The sequence below is a fragment of the Paraburkholderia caffeinitolerans genome (genome assembly GCF_902859945.1).
Taxonomy (GTDB): Bacteria; Pseudomonadota; Gammaproteobacteria; order Burkholderiales; family Burkholderiaceae; genus Paraburkholderia; species Paraburkholderia caffeinitolerans.
In genome coordinates this window covers 25,551-44,798 of sequence record NZ_CADIKL010000006.1, presented here as the reverse complement: position 1 = coordinate 44,798, position 19,248 = coordinate 25,551, and the positions used below count along the sequence as shown (strand labels likewise).

Below are 19,248 nucleotides of genomic sequence, written 5' to 3'. Positions count from 1 at the left end.
ATCACGAGAAGGAGCATCGACATGGCTAACGGCCTGCCCGAGCGGCTGCTTCCCGGCGCGCCCTACCCGCTTGGCGCGACCTGGGACGGGCTCGGCACGAACTTCGCAGTGTTCTCGGCGCATGCGTGGCGCATCGAGCTGTGCCTGTTCGACCCGACCGGGCGCAAGGAGCGCACGCGCTACACGCTGCCCGAATGCACCGACGAAGTCTGGCATGGCTATCTGCCCGGGGCCCATCCCGGCACGGTCTATGGACTGCGCGCACACGGCCCGTATCAGCCGCATCTCGGCCACCGCTTCAATCCGCACAAACTGCTGCTCGACCCCTACGCGAAGCGGCTCATCGGCCAGTTCCGCTGGTCGGACACGCTGTTCGGCTACCGCGTGCATTCGAACCGCGCCGACCTCTCGCTCGATCGCCGCGACTCAGCGCCCGCCATGCCCAAGGCCGTCATCAGCCACGACGCGTTCGACTGGTCGCACGACGTGCGGCCGAATACGCCGTGGGACAAGACCGTGATCTACGAGACGCATCTGCGCGGCGTCTCGATGCTGCGCCACGAGCTGCGCTCGCATACGCGCGGCACCTTCGCTGCACTCGCCGCGCCGCGCTTCATCGAGCATCTGCACAAGCTGGGCGTGACCGCCGTGGAGCTGCTGCCGATGCAGGCCCTGCTCTCCGAACGCTTTCTATTCGAGCGCGGCCTGCGCAACTACTGGGGCTACAACCCGGCCGCGTACTTCGCGCCTGAGCCCTCGTATCTCTCGGGCCACGACCCCGACGAAATCCGCATCGCCGTGCGCCAGCTTCACGCGGCCGGCATCGAAGTGCTGCTCGACGTGGTCTACAACCACACCTGCGAAGGCGGCGAAGGCGGGCCCACGGTGTCGTGGCGCGGGCTCGACAATGCGAGCTACTACCGCTGCGTGCCGGGCGACGAACGGTATCTCATCAACGACACCGGTTGCGGCAACACGCTCAATCTCACGCATCCGCGCGTGCTGCAAATGGTGGCCGATTCGTTGCGCTACTGGGTCACCTCGTACGGCATCGACGGCTTTCGTTTCGACCTCGGCGTCACGCTCGGGCGCGAGGCGCACGGCTTCGATCCCGCCAGCGGTTTTTTCGACGTGCTGCGCCAGGACCCCGTGCTCTCGCGCGTCAAACTGATCACCGAGCCGTGGGACGTGGGGCCGGGCGGCTATCAACTCGGCCATCATCCACCTGGCTTCGCCGAATGGAACGACCGCTTTCGCGACAGCGTGCGGCGCTACTGGCGCGGCGACCCCGGCCAGCGCGCCGATCTCGCCGCGCGCCTCACGGGCTCCGCCGATCTCTTCGACAAGCGCACGCGCCGCCCCTGGGCGTCGCTCAACTTCGTGACCTCGCACGACGGCTTCACGCTCGCCGATCTCGTTGCATACGAACACAAGCATAACGAAGCAAATGGCGAAGACAACCGCGACGGCCACAACGAGAACTGGAGCGCGAACTGGGGCGCGGAAGGTCCAACCGACGATCCCGCGATTATCGACACGCGTGCGCGCGTCGCGCGCTCGATGCTCGCGACGCTCTTCGTCGCACTCGGCACGCCCATGCTGCTCGCCGGCGACGAGACGGGCCGCACGCAACTCGGCAACAACAACGCCTACTGCCAGGACAACGAGCTGTCCTGGCTCGACTGGACGCTTGCCGCATCGCCGCAAGGCGAGGCGACGACTGCGTTCGTCGCGCGCGCGATCGCGCTGCGCCGCGACCATCCCTTGCTGCGGCAGACGCATTTCCTGTTTGGCGACCGCGACGTGCTGCCGGGCGTGCACGATGTGGACTGGTTCGACGAGCACGGCGCGCCGCTCTCGCCCGAGGCGTGGCAGGACCCCGAGGCGCGCGCGTTCGCGATGCGGCGCGCAGGGCCAGGACTCGACGGCGAAATAGAAGTATTGTTGATGATGCTGAACGCCTCAGCGCATACGGTGACGTTCACGGCCGCCGCGCCGCACTTCGCGTGGTCCGTGCTGCTCGACAGCGCGCGCCCCGGGGAACCGCCGTACGCCTTGCCCGACACGAGCCTCGAAGTCGCCGCGCACGCGCTCGTGGTGTTGGGCGCGCGGCCCGCGCGCCACGGCGAACCGGGTGCGGCGCAAAGCATCGAAGCTCCGGCGAACGAGCAGGAAAAAAGCGCGCCGCAAGGCAGTGACGCGCCGCCGCCCGACCCGCGCCAGCCGGGCGCAGCGCCTGCCGCCGACGAAGACGAAGACGAAGACGCAAGCGCAGACGACGATCGCTGAACAGGAATCGGCCATGACCACGCTTTCGCATGATCCGCAGGTCCGCCATTACATGCACTGCCTGCCGTTCGGCGCGCAGTTGACGGGCGCCGCGCACGCGCAACCGCACACACGCTTTCGCTTCTGGGCGCCCTCGTGCGACAAGGTGCAGGTAGTGTTCGAAGACGAGGCGTGCGCACCGATCGACATGACGCCCAGCGGCAACGGCTGGTTCGAGGCGCGCGCAGAGTGCGGTTCCGGCGCGCTATACCGCTACCGCATTAGCGAGGGCCAACTCGTACCCGACCCCGCTTCGCGCTTTCAACCCCAAGGCGTGCATGGGCCGAGCGAAGTGCTCGACGCGCGCGGCTATGCCTGGCAGCACGCGCACTGGCGCGGTCGCCCATGGGAAGACACTGTCCTCTACGAGGTGCACGTGGGTGCGCTGGGCGGCTATCGCGGCGTCATGAAGCGTTTGCCCGCGCTCGCCGACATCGGCATCACCGCCATCGAACTGATGCCGCTGAACGACTACCCCGGCGAGCGCGGCTGGGGCTACGACGTGGTGCTGCCCTATGCGCCGCACGCAGCCTACGGCACGCCCGACGAACTCAAGGCGCTCATCGATACGGCGCACGGCCTGGGCCTCCAGGTGTTCCTCGACGTGGTCTACAACCACTTCGGCCCGGACGGCAACTGGCTCGGTCGCTATGCGAAGCCGTTCTTCAAGGCCGGCAAGCGCACGCCCTGGGGCGACGCGCTCGATTTCGCGCGCCCCGAAGTGCGCGACTTCTACAGCGACAACGCGCTCTACTGGCTCACCGAATATCGCTTCGACGGTTTGCGCATCGACGCTGCGCACGCGATCGACAATCCCGAATGGCTGCGCGAACTCGCCGACCACGTGCATGCGCGCGTGGAGCCCGACCGCCATGTCCATCTCGTGCTGGAAAACGAGCACAACGAAGCCAATCTGCTCGAAGCGCACTTCGACGCGCAATGGAACGACGACGCGCATCACGCGCTGCACGTCATGCTGATCGGCGAATCGGAGGGCTATTACCGCGCCTTCGCAAACCACCCGATCCGCCACCTCGCGCGCGTGCTCGGCGAAGGATTCGCCTACCAGGGCGACCCGTCGCCCGTGCATGCGGACGAACCGCGCGGCGAGCCTAGCGCGCATCTGCCGCCGACCGCGTTCGTGATGTTCCTGCAAAACCACGATCAGATCGGCAACCGCGCGCTGGGCGAACGCCTGCGCGCGCTCAGCGACGACGGCGCGCTGCGCGCGGCCACGGCGCTGCTGCTGCTCTCGCCGCAGATTCCGCTGCTGTTCATGGAGGAAGAATACGGCTCGACGCAGCCGTTCCAGTTCTTCACCGCGTTCGAAGGCGAACTCGCCGAAGCGGTGCGCGAAGGGCGCCGCAAGGAATTCGCGGCGTTCCGCGCGTTCAGCGATGCGTCACGGCGCGAACAGATTCCCGATCCTAACGATCTGCAAACGTTCGTTAATTCGTCGCCGCCGGCCGATGTGCCGCTCGACGATGACCGGCGCGCGTGGATGCACTTTTACAAGTCCGCGCTCACCGTGCGCGCGCGTCTATTGATGCCGCGCCTGCACGATGCGCGGCCGCTCGGCGCGACCGTGCTCGTCGACGACGCCGGCCACGCGGCGAATGCGCTCGTCGCGCGCTGGCGTCTCGCCGACGGCGAGACCTGGACGATCGCGCTGAACCTGGGCCGTGAAGGCGCGAAGCTCGATGCGCAACCCGAAGGCATGGTTGTCTTCGAAACGCCCGAACGCGCGCGCGATATCACCGACCGCGGCGTGCTGCCCGAAAGCGCCTGCGTGGCATGGCTCACCGGCGCAGTGCCCGAGTACGCGCTCCATCACGACGCGCGCGTAGTACGGCGCGAGGAACCGCTCGCATGAACACCGCGCGCCGCAGCGAGACGCTCGCCATCCTCGCGCAACGCGCGGGCTTCGCGGTCGAGTGGACCGACGCGCGCGGCGTCACGCAGCGCGTGCCCGATAGTACGCTCGCCGCGCTGCTCGAATGCGCGGGCCTGCCCTGCGCGAACGCCACGCAGATGCGGCACAGCACTTCGGCGCTGAACGCGGAGCAGTCGTCGCGGCGCCTGCCGCCGCTCATCACCGCCGAATTCGAAAGCGCGATCGAATTGCCGGCTTCGGCGGTACGCACGGGCAGTCACTATCGCATCGATCTGGAGAACGGCTCGCATATCGAGGGCCGCTTTACCGCGCCGCGCGACGCGCCCGCATTGCTCGCGCCGCTCTCCGAACCCGGCTATCACACGCTCACGGTCCACGATCACCGGCTGACGATCGCCGTCGCGCCGCCGCGTTGCCACACCATCGACGATGCGTGGCGCGCGCATGACAACAACAAGGAAGGCGACACGGCGCGCGTGCCGCCGCTTTGGGGCATCGCGGCGCAATTGTATGGACTCCGACGCAATGGCGATGGCGGCATCGGCGACTACAGCGCGCTGGCCACGCTCGCCACGCAGAGCGCGCGGCACGGCGCGCATGCGCTCGCGGTCAGCCCCACGCATGCGATGTTCAGTGCGGATCCGGGCCACTTCAGCCCGTATTCGCCGTCTTCGCGGCTCTGGCTCAATGTCGCGCATATCGATCCGGCTGCCGTGTTCGGCGCGCAGGCCGCGCACGATGCCATGCGCGAAGCCACGCGATCCGGCGATACATCGCGCGAACTCGAAGCGCTGCCGCTCATCGACTGGACGCGCGCGCTGCCGCTCAAGCTCGCGGTGCTGCGCGTGCTCTTCGACCGATTCGACGATACAGAACGCACCAGCGATTCACCGCGCGCCAAAGCATTCGAGGCGTTCTGCGCGCGCGGCGGCGAAGCGCTCGAAGACCACGCGCGCTTCGAAGCGCTCCATGCGGCAATGCTCAAAGAACTCGGTGGCGCGCGTCACTGGCGCGACTGGCCCGCACCTTTGCGCGACCCGCGCAGCGAGGAAGTCGCGCGCTTCGCCGCGACGCACCGGCGCGAAGTGGACTTCCACCGCTTCCTGCAATGGCTCGCGGCAGAAGGCCTCGCGCGCGCGCAACGCGAAGCGCGCGAGGCCGGCATGGCGGTCGGCCTGGTTGCCGATCTCGCCGTGGGCTGCGACGGCGCGGGCTCGCAGGCATGGGCGCAGCCCGACGACATGCTGCAGCGTGTCTCCGTGGGCGCGCCCCCCGACCTCTTCAACCAGGCGGGCCAAAGCTGGGGCCTCACCACGTTTTCCCCGCGCGCGATGCACAACACCGGCTTTCGCGCGTTTATCGCCATGCTGCGCGCCGCGTTCGCACACGCGGGCGGCGTGCGCATCGATCACATCCTGGGCCTGCGGCGCCTGTGGCTCGTGCCCGAAGGCGAAAGCGCGCAACACGGTGCGTATCTGCGCTATCCGTTCGACGACCTCGTGCGGCTCATCGCGCTCGAGTCGTGGCGGCATCGTGCCATCGTGATCGGCGAGGACCTCGGCACCGTGCCGCCGGGCTTGCGCGAACGGCTCGCCGCGCATGGGCTCTACGGCATCCGCGTGCTGTGGTTCGAGCGCGAGGGCAGCGCGTTTCTCGCGCCGAAGCGCTACGCCCCGAACTGCGTGGCCACCACCACCACGCACGATCTGCCGACCGTCGCGGGCTGGTGGAGCGGCAGCGACATCGACTGGCGCAACCGCATCGGCCAGACATTGCCGCGCGCGGACGGGCGCGACCCCGTCGCGCTCGAACACACCCAGCGCGCCACCGATCGCGCGGCGCTCTGGCTCGCGCTGCAAGACACCGGCTTCGCGCCGCGCGACGCCGCCGAGCCCGCGCCATCGCCGGAGAACGCGCCCGTGGAAGGCGCGCTCGGCTACGTGGCCGCAAGCGCTAGCCCGCTCGTGACCTGTCCGCTCGAAGACCTGCTCGGCCTCGCCGATCAACCGAACCTGCCGGGCTCGATCGACGAGCATCCGAACTGGCGCCGACGCCTGCCGCTGCCCGTCGACGCCCTGTTCGACGATCCCGCGTTCGCCGCGCGCGTGCGGACCGTCGTGCGTGCGCGCGCGCTGGCCGCCGATATCAAAGACGAAACCACCGCCGAAACAGGCGCTACAACCGCGAGCCCGGGCGATGCACCGGCCACGCCCTCCGTGCGTTCCGAACCATGACACTCCCCCGCGCCACACTGCGCTTGCAGCTTCATCAGGACTTCACGTTCGACGACGCGCTGGCGCAGCTCGACTATTTCGCGGCGCTCGGCGTGAGCCATCTCTACCTGTCGCCGATCACGACCGCGCAGCCCGGCTCGATGCACGGCTACGACACGGTCGACTACGGCACCGTGAGCGAGGAACGCGGCGGCGAAGCAGCACTGCGGCGCCTCGCCGACGCGCTGCACGTGCGCGGCATGGGGCTGATCGTGGATCTGGTGCCCAACCACATGGGCGTGGGCGGCGCTCACAACGCGTGGTGGCTCGACATCCTCGAATGGGGACGCCATAGCACGTTCGCGCGCTACTTCGACGTCGACTGGCATTCGCCCGACCCGGTGCTGCGCGGCAAAGTGCTGATGCCGTTTCTCGGCGCGCAATACGGCGACGAACTCGCTGCGGGCCGCATCGCGCTGAAGTTCGACGCGGCGCTCGCGCGCTTCTTCGTGCAGTACGGCCCGCACGTCTGCCCGATCTGCCCGGCCGATTACGCGGCACTGCTGCAAGCCGCAACCGACACGGATCCCAACGTACTCCAGACGCTCGCTGCGCCGTTCCTGGGCCTCACCACGCAGCCCGACGACCAGGCTCGCGCCGCCACCGCGCGCGCGGCGCTGCGCGACTTCGTCGAACGCGAAGGCAGCGCCGCCATCGACGCCGCACTGCAAGCACATGCGGGCAGCCATCCCGCCACGCGCGAGCGCCTGCACCGGCTGCTGGAGCGCCAGCACTACCGGCTGGCGTGGTGGCGCACCGCCACGGACGAAGTGAACTGGCGGCGCTTCTTCGACGTGAGCGCGCTCGCGGGCGTGCGCGTGGAGCGCCACGACGTGTTCGAGTCCGTGCACAAGCTCGTATTGCGCCTTTACGCAGATGGCGTGATCGACGGCCTGCGCATCGACCATATCGATGGCCTGGCCGACCCGCGCGAGTATTGCGATCGATTGCGCCAGCGGCTTTCATCGTTGCGTTCACAACCACCCTATATCGTGGTCGAAAAGATTCTCGCGCACGGCGAGCCGCTGCGCGAAGACTGGCCCGTGCAAGGCACGACTGGCTACGACTTCATGAACGATATGGGCGCGCTGCTGCACGACCCGGCGGGCGCCGCGCCGCTCGCTGCGAGCTGGGCCGCGATCTCGGGACAGGAGGCCTCGTTCGCCCCTTCCACTCCGTTCACGCGCGTGGCGCTCGACGCGCGCCGCGAGGTGCTGGCCGCATATCTCGCGGCGGAGCTCGATCACGCGGCGCGCGCGCTGCACCGCATCGCACGCGAGCAGCCCGCCACGCGCGACTTTACTTACGCAAGCGTGCACCGTGTGCTCGCGCAGCTTGCAATGCACTTTCCGGTCTATCGCATCTATCCGGTGAATGGTCTGCGCGGCCCCGAGGACAATCGCTATTTCGATCTCGCGCTGCAGGCGGCCCGCAGGGCGCTGCCGCGCGCGAGCCTCGCCGTGCTCGATCAGGTCGATGCATGGCTGGGCGCACACGCGCCGACTGCGGCCGTAGCGAATGGCAACAGCAACGACACAAACACGACCAGACAAGCCGCACAGACCCCGCCAACCGCACCGCTAAGCCACGCGCTCATCGCACAGCGCACCGCGCTGACGCTCTTCTCCCAACTCACCGCACCGCTTGCGGCGAAGGCGACCGAGGACACCGCGCTCTACCGTTACGGCAGACTGCTCTCGCGCAACGAAGTGGGCGCGGACCCGGACGACTTCTCACGCAGCGCCGAAGACTTCCACGCGGCGAATGGGCTGCGCCAGCGCCGCTTCCCGTTCGCCTTGCTCGCCACGGCCACGCACGATCACAAGCGCGGCGAAGACGTGCGCGCGCGGCTTGCGGTGCTCAGCGAAATCGCGCCCGAATGGAGCTCGACGCTGCGCGCGTGGTCCACGCTGAACCAGCCGCAGCGGCGCAACGACGCGACGCCTTCATCGTCATCGCCGGGGGCGGAGGGAGAATGGGCGCCCGGCCCTGTGGCCGAAGCGATGCTCTATCAAACGCTGGTGGGCTGCTGGCCACCCGATCTCGACGCCGGGAACGAAGCGCGCGTGCGCGAGCTGGCCGAGCGCGTCGCGCAATGGCAAGTGAAGGCGCTGCGCGAGGCAAAGCAGCGTACAAACTGGCTCGCACCCGACGAAAATTACGAATCGGACTGCCAGGCATTTCTCTTCGACATTCTCGCGCCCCAGCGGCGCGACGGTTTCCTGCACGCACTCGCCACCTTCGTGGCGCGCATCGCGCCGGCCGGCGCCGTCAATACGCTGCTGCAAACCGTGCTGCGCATGAGTTCGCCGGGCGTGCCCGATCTCTATCAAGGCACGGAGCTATGGGATTTCAGCCTCGTCGATCCGGACAACCGCCGGCCCGTGGATTTTGCCTTGCGCGCGGCGGCGCTGGATAGCAGCGCGCCCGCCGCGAAGCTTGCGCACTGGCGCGATGCGCACGTGAAACAGGCCATCATTGCGCGTCTGCTCGCGCTGCGCGCCCGCGCGCCGGCATTGATGACCGAGGGCGAGTACTTGCCGCTCGAATTACGCGGCGCGCAGGCCGCGCACGCGATTGCCTTCGCGCGCCGGCACGGCGAGGCGTGGGCTGTGGTGATCGGCACACGGCATGCGATGGCACTGCTGGAAGGCGGGCTGCCGCTCGTCGAGCCCGCGCGCTGGGACGATACGGCGGTCGTGCTGCCGAAAGCGTGCCCGGCAACGGATCTGCACGACTGGTTGAGTGACGCGACCCGCGCCGCCACACCGCACGATCAGGACAACGTGCTATATCTGCGCGACGTGTTGAGCGCACTGCCCGTTGCGGTGCTGTCGAATCTCGTGCACACCTCGTCCAGCCAACAATCCTGATGAACCATCGGCCAGCGCATTCAAATTAACAGCCATACAAGACGCTGTTGTCGAATGTCAAATTGCACGCGCGCCGCGATGCACTGTGAATCGTTCATATCTCGTTTCAGACGGATCCGATATCGCGCCAGCGGGAGGGCCGGGAACATCGCCTGAACGGGCGAAACTCACGCCCGCCGCGTAGCCGGTTGCATTACCGGGCCGGTTGCTTTCATCGACTCCCGGAGGCATGGAAATGGCGAAGCAACAAAGGCGAGCTTTGTGGGGCGCGATATGAGGCGATACCTGCTAAGGCAAGGCGACAAATCCACCCATGACGGCGTTGTAATCGAAGGCATGGAGAGGTGCACCCACCACGGCCGGCCGCTTACTTTCATCGGCGCCAAGGTGTTGTGTCCGGTCTGCAAGTCGACTGGCGTAATCGGCTGGAAGGGCCCGCACCGGTCAGCAACGATGATGGGCAAGCAGCAAGCCCTCGACGGCGATATCTGCATCTGCAAATGTGATCCGCCGCCCGTCATGATCGCCTCTCAAGACACGGCTTGGCATGAATTCGCCGCGCACGAGCTGGAACCCGCACACGCTGCAACGTATGACGAGCAATTTACCTTGATGGATGATGCAAGCCGCCCACTCGCTAATGTTCGCTATCGCATCGTTACAGAGAGCGGGCAGGTCTACACAGGCATCACAAACGCAGCGGGACAAACACGGCGTGTAACCACGAACGAAACGTCACGACTAAAGCTTCAATTGGTGAAAGAATAAAAATGGCTGACGAAACGCAATGGGTTACCGTGCACGATACCGCTGTAACAAACGCGAACCCGGACTCTAATGTAAATGTCACGCTGGACCCGACGCCGATTTGCTTCAACATGAGCAACAAGGAATTTCGTGAATCGATCATCAAATCGCGAGCGGAAGCAGTCGCATTGATTCAAACACGTCTTACAGCCTTGGCGCGCTGGGATACCAGTGAACAAGCACGAGCGAAGAAGTGGTTAGGCCGTTCCGATGCTGTAACACGTGGCATACTCCACGCGGGCTTGCCGCGGCTTCTTCAAGTCATGAAAGAGCTGAAGCCGGAAAATATCATTCGTTGGGATCAACAGAAGCAACGAAACATCACTTGCACTATCTTCCCTGATAACGGCTCTACCGATGCGGCAGTATGCAAACCCGATACGGCTAAACGTATCATTGCGATATATCCGCATTTTTGCACTTCGCCCCGCTCGCAACTTTGGCACGGGTGCCAAGTTTTGACGCTGATACACGAATGCACCCATTTTACCGATGTATTCGACTCTAACGACGGAATGTATGGGGTGTCCGTTGGGCTCTCGTTTTGGGCGCAAGACAACCCCGACAAGGCAATCCGAAATGCGGATAGCCTGGCGTGCTATGTTGGATTCAGCGATTAAGGGAGATTTAATGCCGAAAATGAATATTGTTGCGAGTATAGGCCGCTACCTTCCAGCCTTGTTCTTTGCTGCGAGCGTAGGCAGCGCAAACGCATGCACGGTCTCGGAGGATATGACAAGTAGCTTGCCACTCAATTCAACGGAAATCCCGAATTCGGATCGCATCAGGATCGCCGATATGATGCTCGCTGCGAAGCAATGGCCGAACGTAGAAATCAGAGGCATTGTCTACGCTGGAGGATACGTCAAGGAAAGAAACCCGAAGGCTTTGGCATCCGGGAGAGCAGCAGCGCTTAAAAGCTATCTAGTTCAGCTTGGCGTGAAGGAAACCAACATTTGGATTGATACGAGAATCATCAAGAAGCCGGACGTCGATGATAAAGGCAACGCTACGCTCGATCAGATTTCCGTTAGCCTCGTTCCCATATGCGAGGGCGGGTGCGAGCACCTTTGCAACGACCCGCGCGTAACGCCCAATAGCAAAGCGATCAAGTAGGCGCGTTTACGCTCGCCGGGATTGCCCCGCTGCGACGGGGCTTTCACCGCAACGTCCTCCGTTTCCCAGCGCCTGTAGTGCGCAAGTACACCGCTTCAGCCGCCCTCATCCTCCAGATCCTTCGGATACACGCGCACGAGCACGATGCGCGGCCCCTTCATCTTCTTGACGACGATGTCGAAGCGGTCGAACTCGACGCGCTGCCCCTCGGTGGGCAGATCGTTGAGCGCGTGAATCACGAGGCCGCCCACCGATTCCGCGCGCCCTTCGTCGATATCGATGCCGAGCGCCTGCTCCAGCGACACCACCGGCAGGCTGCCGCGCCCCATCAGCGTGCCGTCGTCCATGCGGGTCCAGTCGGTGTCGGCCTGATGGAATTCATCGTGGATCTGGCCCACCAGCGCGCCAAGCATATTGTCGAGCGTGAGAAAGCCGCCCGGCCGCATGCCCTTGCGCCCAACCAGCGCGAAGTGCGGCGCGCCCTTGCGAAAGCGCCGGAACAGCGCGAGCGCGGGCGTCTCGGGCTTCACGTACTGCACGGGACGCACAAACTTGCCGAGGTCATCGAGCGCGTGGCCCGCCTCGCGCGCGAGCAGCAGATCCTTCAGGTGGATGAGGCCGGCCACGCGCTCGCCCGAAGCGTCCTCGAAGAGCGGATAGCGGCTGAAACGATGGCGCGCGACGATCTGCATGTTCTCAGCGAGCGAGAGGTCGCGGCGCAGGCCCACCATCTCGTGCGCGGGACGCATGAGGTCCGAGACCGTCAGGCGCGAAAAGTCCAGCGAATGCGCGAGTGCGTTCCATTCGTCGGTGCTGTAGGTGTCCGCGGTATGCGCCGCGCCTGCCGCGCTCCCGGCACGCCTCGCACGTTGAGCTGAACCGCTGGTGCGATCGTTGACACGCGCACGTGCATCGGCTTGCGCGCGCTCCTCGGCCTGCGCCTCCGCCGCCGAGCGGCGGCTGCGCAGGATCAGCTTGAGTTCGTCGGTCGAGTAATGCGCCTCGGTGCCGTGCTCCGCCGAGAGGCCCACCAGTTTCAGCACGGCATTCGCGCTCGAATTGAGCACCCAGATGGCCGGATACATCGTCCAGTAAAAGCCGTACAGCGGCGCGGCGGCCCATAGCGAAATCTTCTCGGCTTCGCGAATCGCGAGCGACTTGGGCGCGAGCTCCCCCACCACAATGTGAAGGAACGAAATCACGGTAAAGGCGAAAGTGAGCGAAATGGCGTGGATCAGATCCGGCGAGCGCACGCCCACGAGATCGAACACGGGTTCGAGCAACTGTGCGAAGGCCGGCTCGCCGATCCAGCCAAGGCCGAGCGAAGCGAGCGTGATGCCGAGCTGGCACGCGGAAAGATAGGCGTCGAGCTGGCCGTGGACCTTGGCGAGCAGTCGTCCGCGCAAGCCGTGCTGGGTCGCCAGGCTTTGCACGCGCGTTGCGCGCAGCTTGACGAGACCGAACTCCGCCGCGACAAAGAAACCGTTGAGGGCAACCAGCAACAGCGCGCCGGCGAGAGCGATAAGCTGACTCAAGAGAAAGGGCTCCGGAAAACGAATCGCTCAGTATAAGGGTGAAAGAACCCTGTAAGACCTGCACGGGCTGGCCCGATTGCTCACGCAGCATAGCCTGTGCGCCCGGCGCCACGCGTTTGAAGCTCGCCTGCGTAGCGGGCATGTGTCCATGCGGCCTGACGCCGCGCATACATCGCCGGATCGCCGGCCGCCGGATCGCGCGAGTCGTTTTAACGCCCGCGCCAGAGCCCGCTATGAGCTTGCTACGTCCCGCTGGCCGGCACGTTAAGCGTGAGCGAGGCAGCCTCGCCTTCCACGAGCGGCCGCGCCTCGAAGCGCCCGCCATGTGCCTCGGCCACGCGTTGGCACAGCGCAAGCACCCACGGAGAGCGGCCCGCGTCCTGCAGCTCGCGCGCCTGAGCCCGGGCGAACACTTCGAACAGATGCGGCAGCGTCTCGTCGGCGAGCGCCACGCAGTTCGCCTGCCAGTGCACCTCGAATTGAGCGGCGGTGGCCGTCACGCTCACGTCTAGCGAGATCGCCGCGCCTGGCGTGCTCGCCTCCGTCGCGAACGCCAGCATGAGCCAGAGCGCCTGCCCGATACGCTCGCGCCCGGCGTCGAGCGTCGCGCCAGTGGGCCCGCCCCGCACGGCGAGGTTCACGCCACGCGCGTCGGCGAGCGCGCGGCGCGCATCGTCCACGGTCTCGCCAGTCAGCGCATCAAGTGCGAACGGCGCGCGCTCGATGTGCAGCTTGCGCGTCTCGGCACGCGTAGTATCGACGAGCGTTTCGAGCAGCTGCACCTGTTGCTCGACGCCCGTGCGGATGCCCGCGAGCGCGCGCAGCGCAGCGGCGTCGGCGCTGTCGATCTTGCGCTCGAGCACATAGGCCCAGCTATGGATTGCGTTCAGCGGACTGCGCAAGTCGTGCGACACGCGCGAGAGCACGTGATCGCGCATGAACAGCGCGGCTTCGGCACACAGGTGTGCCGTGCGCTCGCTCGGGGTGGGAGAGGTGGACGCCATCGGATTCCTTTTCTTTCGCTCGCCGGGGGCGGGCCGGCCCCAATTATAGGCAGCGACGACGTTGTGGCTTCGCTGTGCCCTCGTCTCATGCGGCGCGCGCCGCCAGACACCCACACGCGCCGCACGCGACGTGCCTGCGAGGTCGAACGAACGCGAACGAGCGCGAACGAAGGCAAACGCAGGCGCGGCGCACGCGAGTAGCACACAGGCAAGGCGCACGGGGGGCGGCGCGCCTCGCGCGCCCTGCAAAGCGCCTACAATAACGCTTTTCCTTTTTCCGATTCAGGAGTGATCCATGTCCATCGTGACCACCGCATCCGGCCTCAAGTATGAAGACCTGACCGAAGGCAGCGGCGCCGAGGCGAAAGCCGGCCAGACAGTCAGCGTGCACTACACCGGCTGGCTCACGGACGGCCAGAAGTTCGATTCGAGCAAGGACCGCAACGATCCGTTCGCCTTCGTGCTGGGCGGCGGCATGGTCATCAAGGGCTGGGACGAAGGCGTGCAGGGCATGAAGGTGGGCGGCGTGCGCAAGCTCACGATCCCGCCGCAACTCGGCTACGGCGTGCGCGGCGCGGGCGGCGTGATTCCGCCGAACGCCACGCTCGTGTTCGAAGTGGAACTGCTCGCGGTCTGAGCATCGCACTCCGCGCATCGTCCGCCATGAATCCGCGTCACGCCGTCTCGGTCACTGCGCCCGGCATTGCCTTGCGCTGCTACGGCGCAGTCGAGGAAACCGATGTGCACGATTTTCACCAGATCGTGCTGGGGCTCGACGGCGAGATGGAGATGACGGTGGACGGTGTCGGCGAGCGCATCGACCCGGGTTCAGCCTGGCTGATTCCGGCCGGCGCGCGGCACGACTACGCGGGCATCGGCGAGAACCGCCAGCTCGTGCTGGACTTGCCCGCCGCCGCGCTGGCCGTGCCCGAGCGCCTGTTCGACACGGCGCGCGCCGTGCGCATCGACCCGGCGCTCACGCAGCTCGTGCGCGAGATCGCCGGGCAGGCACAGCGTAGCGCCCAGCAGGCACAAAGCGGCGCCACGCCGGCACACGACACACACGCGAGCGCCGATCTGCGCGCTCGCCGCTTTCATTGGGACGCCTCGGCGCAATTGTGCGCGTCCGTGCTCGCGCAAGCAGGCATCGCCAGCAACGACGCCTTCGAAGCCGCGGTGGGCCTCGACTTCGCGCGCGTCGACCGCTGGCTGCGCGCGCATCTCGCGGAGCCGTTGCGAATCGCCGATCTGGCCGCGCATTGCGGCTTCGGCATGCGGCGCTTTCATCAGCTCTTTATCGAAGCGTTCGGCGAGACGCCGCATCGCTATTTGCAGCGCCTGCGCTTGGACACCTCGCTCATGCTGCTCGCGGATCCCCGCCTCTCGCTCACGCACATTGCGCTGGAAGTCGGTTTCGGCGACCAGAGCGCATTCACGCACGCGTTCACGCGGCGCTTCGGGTTCGCGCCCGGGCAGTGGCGCGCGCTGCCTTCGCACTGAGCATCGGCTCGACGCGGCTCGGCACAAACCCCCGCGCGCAACTGCGCCATCATTCCTCGAAGCGGTATTCCCACTGCGCTTGCGCGCCCACCGCGAGACGCTCGCCCGCGCCTGCGACCACCATTGCGTTCTGCCCGAACGTAAGCCCGCCGTCCACGCGCGGATCGGCACGGAACACCGCGAGCGTGTCGAGCGGCTCGGCGGGCCACTGTGCATCGCGCTCGCCCGTGCGCTGATCGATCGTCGTGATCGGGCAGCGCGCACACGGCTTGGCGAAGCGCAGCACGATGTCACTGCCGTCGATCGACAGCGTGTCGATAAAGTCTTCGTCGAACGCATCGCTGCCATCGACGACGATGTTCGGGCGAAAGCGGCTCATCGGCACCGGCGACGCGCCCTTCGCCGCGAGGCGCGCGTTCAGGTCCGCCAGCGACGCTTCGCTCGTGACGAGCAGCGGGAAGCCATCGGCGAACTGCGTGGGCACGTCTTCGTCGTTCGTCCACGTCTTGCTCGCGAGGCGCGTGACGTCCGGCGCAAAACGCACGAGGCGCACCGCCACGCCGAGCGCCTGCGAAAACCACTGCGCGGCTTCATCGCCTTCATCGAGTGCTTCGAACGTGTCCTTCCAGACCGTCACTTGCACACGCGCCTCGTTGCCGCGCGGCGTGAAAGACAAGTCCAGCGGCGCATCCGCGCCCGTCATCGTGAGACGCACGCCGTGCTCGACGAACGCGGGCACGATGCGCGCCATCGCCGCGATTTCGCGTTGCGAGACGAAGCGACCGCTCTCGTCCACCACCATCCAGTGACGATCCCAAGGCAGCCCCTTCGCGTCGAGCTGCGCGCGATCGAGCGCGATCGCGCCGCAGGACTTCACCGGATAAACGAACAACGCACGAATGACAGCCATGACGAACTCACGAACAAGGAAAATAAGTTGGATCGGGTAAATGCGCGGCTTACTGCGCCGCATCGAGCCCATGCGCGAGATCGTTGCGCACGTCGCGCGGATCTTCGAGGCCCACCGCGAGGCGGATCAGCCCTTCGGTAATGCCCGCCGCCGCGCGCGCCTCGGGCGCGATGCGGCCGTGCGTGGTGGTGGCGGGATGCGTGATGGTCGTGCGCGTATCGCCGAGATTGCCGGTAATCGAGCACACCTTCGTGCCGTCGATCACGCGCCAGGCGTTCACGCGCTGCGCTTCGGGCGTGTCGCCCTTGAGCTCGAACGAGACGATCGCGCCGCCCGCCTTCTGCTGGCGCATCGCGAGCGCGTGCTGCGGATGCGATTCGAGCCCCGGGTAAAAGACGCGCTTCACGGCGGGATGCGCTTCGAGCCAGCGCGCGATTTCGAGCGCATTGGCCGATTGCTTCTCCACGCGCAGCGCAAGCGTCTCCAGGCCCTTGAGCAGCACCCACGCATTGAACGCCGAAAGCGTCGGGCCCGCGCTGCGCACGAACGGAAACACCGTCTCCATGATGAACTGCTTCGAGCCCACCAGCGCGCCGCCCAGCACGCGGCCCTGGCCGTCGAGGAACTTGGTGGCCGAGTGCATCACGACATCGGCGCCGAACTTGAGCGGCTGCTGCAACGCCGGGCTGCAAAAGCAGTTGTCGACCACGAACAGCGCGCCGGCCTGCTTCGCGATCTTGCTCACCGCTTCGATATCGGCCACTTCGGTGAGCGGGTTCGACGGCGTTTCGAGGAAGAACATCTTCGTCTCGGGGCGCACGGCGTTCTTCCACGCGTCGAGGTCGGAAGGATCGACGAAGGTGGTGGTGATGCCAAAGCGCGGGAAGATCTGCGAGAACATGCCGAGCGTCGAGCCGAACAGGCTGCGCGAACTCACGATGTGATCGCCCTGCTGCAGCGCCGCCATCACCACCGACATGATCGCGGCCATGCCCGAGGCCGTGGCCATGCACGCCTCGCCGCCTTCGAGCGCGGCGAGGCGGTCCTGGAACATGGTGACGGTCGGGTTCGTGAAACGCGCGTACGTGTAGCCGGTTTCGGAATTCTTGAAGCGCTCGGCCGCCTCGGCGGCGCTGCCGAAACAAAAACTCGACGTGAGGTAGAGCGCTTCCGAATGTTCGTTGAACTCGCTGCGCAGCGAACCCGAGCGCACCGCCAGCGTGTCGAAGTTGAGGTCGTCGTTCATGTTCGTGTTTTCCGTTTCCTGAAGCCGCCGTTGAAGCCGCCATGCCTGTAGCGTACCGCGTACGCATTCGATCCGTACGCGCGGCGCGCAGGCGCAAAAAAGCCCGCTTTTGCGTCAGCAGAAGCGGGCCCTTCGAAAATGCGTGGCATTCGGCACGGCAAGCGCGCCATGCACGCGCTCCCCGTTCGCTTCGCTTACTCCACCGAGAGTTGCAGATGCAGTTGCGAGCGCGTGCCGCCGTCCATCGCGTCGCTCGCGGCGTCGCGGTCGGACTGCGCCTGGGGCGCCAGACGCGCCAGCTCGATATTGTCCAGATACGCGCTCGTGATGTCGCCGGTGATGTAGTCGCCGTCGAAGCACGAAGCCTCGAACTCCGTGAGTTCGGGATTGATGTCGCGCACGGCCTGCTTGAGCGCCTCCACGTCCTGATACACGAGATGGTCCGCGCCGATGATGCGCGCCACTTCTTCATCGGTGCGGCCATGCGCCACGAGTTCGCCGCGCGTGGGCATGTCGATGCCGTAGACGTTCGGGTACTTCACGGGCGGCGCCGCCGAAGCGAAGATCACCTTGGTCGCGCCGGCATCGCGCGCCATCTGCACGATTTCCTGCGAGGTGGTGCCGCGCACGATGGAGTCGTCGATGATCAGCACGTTCTTGCCCTTGAACTCGATGCCCATGGCATTGAGCTTCTGGCGCACCGACTTCTTGCGCATGGCCTGGCCCGGCATGATGAAGGTGCGGCCTACGTAACGGTTCTTGAAGAAGCCTTCGCGGTATTCCACGCCCAGCTTCTTGGCGACCTGCATGGCCGCGGGGCGCGACGAATCGGGAATCGGCATGACTACGTCAATCTTCACATCGGGCAGCTCGCGCCGGATCTTCTCGGCGAGGTAGTCACCCATGCGCAGACGCACGTTGTACACCGGCACGCCGTCAAGCACCGAGTCCGGGCGCGCGAGATACACGAGTTCGAAAATGCAGGGGTTGAGCTTCGGCGTCACGGCACATTGCTGCGCGTGGAAGTTGCCCTCGGCGTCGATGAACACCGCCTCGCCCGGCTCCACGTCGCGCACGAACTCGAAGCCGATGCCTTCGAGCGCGACCGATTCCGAGGCCACCATCCACTCGGTGCCTTCCGGCGTTTCCATCTTGCCGATGCACAGCGGGCGGATGCCGAACGGGTCGCGGAACGCGAGCAGGCCGTAGCCGGCGATCAGCGAAACGATGGCGTAGGAGCCGCGCAGGCGGCGGTGCACGCCCGCCACGGCCTTGAAGAGCGCCGACGGATCGAGCTCGAGGCCCGAGGTCGCGAGCTGCACTTCGTGCGCAAGCACGTTGAGCAGCACTTCGGTGTCGGAACGCGTATTGATGTGGCGGCGGTCCACGCGGAACATCTCTTCCTTGAGCTGTTGCCAGTTCGTGAGATTGCCGTTGTGTGCGAGGACGATGCCGAACGGCGCGTTCACATAGAACGGCTGGGCTTCTTCTTCGCTCGACGCCGAGCCGGCCGTCGGGTAACGCACCTGGCCGATGCCCACGGTGCCGGGCAGGCTACGCATGTTGCGCGTGCGGAACACGTCGCGCACCATGCCGTTGGCCTTGTGCATGTGGAACGTGCTGCCGTCCGCGGTGGCAATGCCGGCCGCGTCCTGACCACGGTGCTGCAGGAGCAGCAGCGCGTCATAGAGGAGCTGATTGACGGGGGAGCGGGAAACTACGCCTACGATGCCGCACATGGCAGGTCCTTCAAAAAAGCGAA

Annotated in this window: 14 protein-coding genes; 9 read left to right on the top strand and 5 right to left on the bottom strand. The window is 66.1% G+C overall.

All coding sequences use genetic code 11. The annotated features are described in order from the left end of the window. The first annotated feature begins 21 nt into the window (after positions 1 to 21). From glgX to HV773_RS07465, 7 genes are all read left to right on the top strand, one after another. Positions 22 to 2,289 carry a glycogen debranching protein GlgX gene (gene glgX, locus HV773_RS07495; RefSeq protein ID WP_175194462.1) on the top strand — a complete coding sequence of 756 codons (2,268 nt, stop codon included), beginning with the start codon at positions 22 to 24 and terminating at the stop codon, positions 2,287 to 2,289. A 13-nt stretch (positions 2,290 to 2,302) separates the two neighbouring features. Beyond that, complete coding sequence (treZ, locus tag HV773_RS07490) at positions 2,303 to 4,201, top strand: malto-oligosyltrehalose trehalohydrolase (protein WP_175194460.1); 1,899 nt, start codon at positions 2,303 to 2,305, stop codon at positions 4,199 to 4,201. Beyond that, positions 4,198 to 6,456, top strand: coding sequence for a 4-alpha-glucanotransferase (gene malQ, locus HV773_RS07485; protein WP_175194458.1), 2,259 nt, complete (start codon positions 4,198 to 4,200; stop codon positions 6,454 to 6,456). Before treZ ends, malQ begins: the two co-directional genes overlap by 4 nt. Further along, positions 6,453 to 9,368, top strand: a complete 2,916-nt coding sequence (gene treY / locus HV773_RS07480) for a malto-oligosyltrehalose synthase (protein ID WP_175194456.1) — start codon at positions 6,453 to 6,455, stop codon at positions 9,366 to 9,368. Before malQ ends, treY begins: the two co-directional genes overlap by 4 nt. Positions 9,369 to 9,641: 273 nt before the next feature. Further along, positions 9,642 to 10,136 (top strand): PAAR domain-containing protein, encoded by a 495-nt coding sequence (locus HV773_RS07475; protein ID WP_175194454.1) that lies wholly within the window; start codon positions 9,642 to 9,644, stop codon positions 10,134 to 10,136. A 2-nt stretch (positions 10,137 to 10,138) separates the two neighbouring features. Continuing rightward, on the top strand, positions 10,139 to 10,795 hold the full coding sequence (locus tag HV773_RS07470; protein ID WP_175194452.1) for a M35 family metalloendopeptidase: 657 nt from the start codon (positions 10,139 to 10,141) through the stop codon (positions 10,793 to 10,795). A gap of 10 nt (positions 10,796 to 10,805) precedes the next feature. Next, positions 10,806 to 11,291 carry an OmpA family protein gene (locus HV773_RS07465; RefSeq protein WP_175194450.1) on the top strand — a complete coding sequence of 162 codons (486 nt, stop codon included), beginning with the start codon at positions 10,806 to 10,808 and terminating at the stop codon, positions 11,289 to 11,291. Between the two features lie 95 nt (positions 11,292 to 11,386). Here HV773_RS07465 and HV773_RS07460 read toward each other — a convergent pair whose 3' ends face one another. Together HV773_RS07460 and HV773_RS07455 are read right to left on the bottom strand one after the other, a co-directional pair. Further along, positions 11,387 to 12,826 (bottom strand): hemolysin family protein, encoded by a 1,440-nt coding sequence (locus HV773_RS07460; protein ID WP_175194448.1) that lies wholly within the window; start codon positions 12,824 to 12,826, stop codon positions 11,387 to 11,389. A 242-nt stretch (positions 12,827 to 13,068) separates the two neighbouring features. Next, complete coding sequence (locus tag HV773_RS07455; protein WP_175194446.1) at positions 13,069 to 13,830, bottom strand: sensor histidine kinase; 762 nt, start codon at positions 13,828 to 13,830, stop codon at positions 13,069 to 13,071. A gap of 295 nt (positions 13,831 to 14,125) precedes the next feature. Between HV773_RS07455 and HV773_RS07450 the strand changes: the two genes are divergently transcribed. Together HV773_RS07450 and HV773_RS07445 are read left to right on the top strand one after the other, a co-directional pair. Next, positions 14,126 to 14,467: an FKBP-type peptidyl-prolyl cis-trans isomerase gene (locus tag HV773_RS07450; RefSeq protein ID WP_035531324.1), complete on the top strand. Its 342-nt coding sequence runs from the start codon at positions 14,126 to 14,128 to the stop codon at positions 14,465 to 14,467. Positions 14,468 to 14,493: 26 nt separating this feature from the next. Next, on the top strand, positions 14,494 to 15,330 hold the full coding sequence (locus tag HV773_RS07445) for a helix-turn-helix domain-containing protein (protein ID WP_175194444.1): 837 nt from the start codon (positions 14,494 to 14,496) through the stop codon (positions 15,328 to 15,330). Positions 15,331 to 15,379: 49 nt separating this feature from the next. Here HV773_RS07445 and HV773_RS07440 read toward each other — a convergent pair whose 3' ends face one another. The 3 genes from HV773_RS07440 to purF all read right to left on the bottom strand — a co-directional run bounded on the left by HV773_RS07440 (position 15,380) and on the right by purF (position 19,225). Beyond that, positions 15,380 to 16,240 (bottom strand): MOSC domain-containing protein, encoded by an 861-nt coding sequence (locus tag HV773_RS07440; RefSeq protein WP_175194442.1) that lies wholly within the window; start codon positions 16,238 to 16,240, stop codon positions 15,380 to 15,382. 49 nt (positions 16,241 to 16,289) lie between these two features. After that, entirely contained in the window at positions 16,290 to 17,486 is a 1,197-nt protein-coding gene (locus tag HV773_RS07435) for an O-succinylhomoserine sulfhydrylase (RefSeq protein WP_175194440.1), read from the bottom strand. A 194-nt stretch (positions 17,487 to 17,680) separates the two neighbouring features. Beyond that, positions 17,681 to 19,225, bottom strand: coding sequence for an amidophosphoribosyltransferase (gene purF / locus HV773_RS07430; protein WP_175194438.1), 1,545 nt, complete (start codon positions 19,223 to 19,225; stop codon positions 17,681 to 17,683). Positions 19,226 to 19,248: the final 23 nt, after the last annotated feature.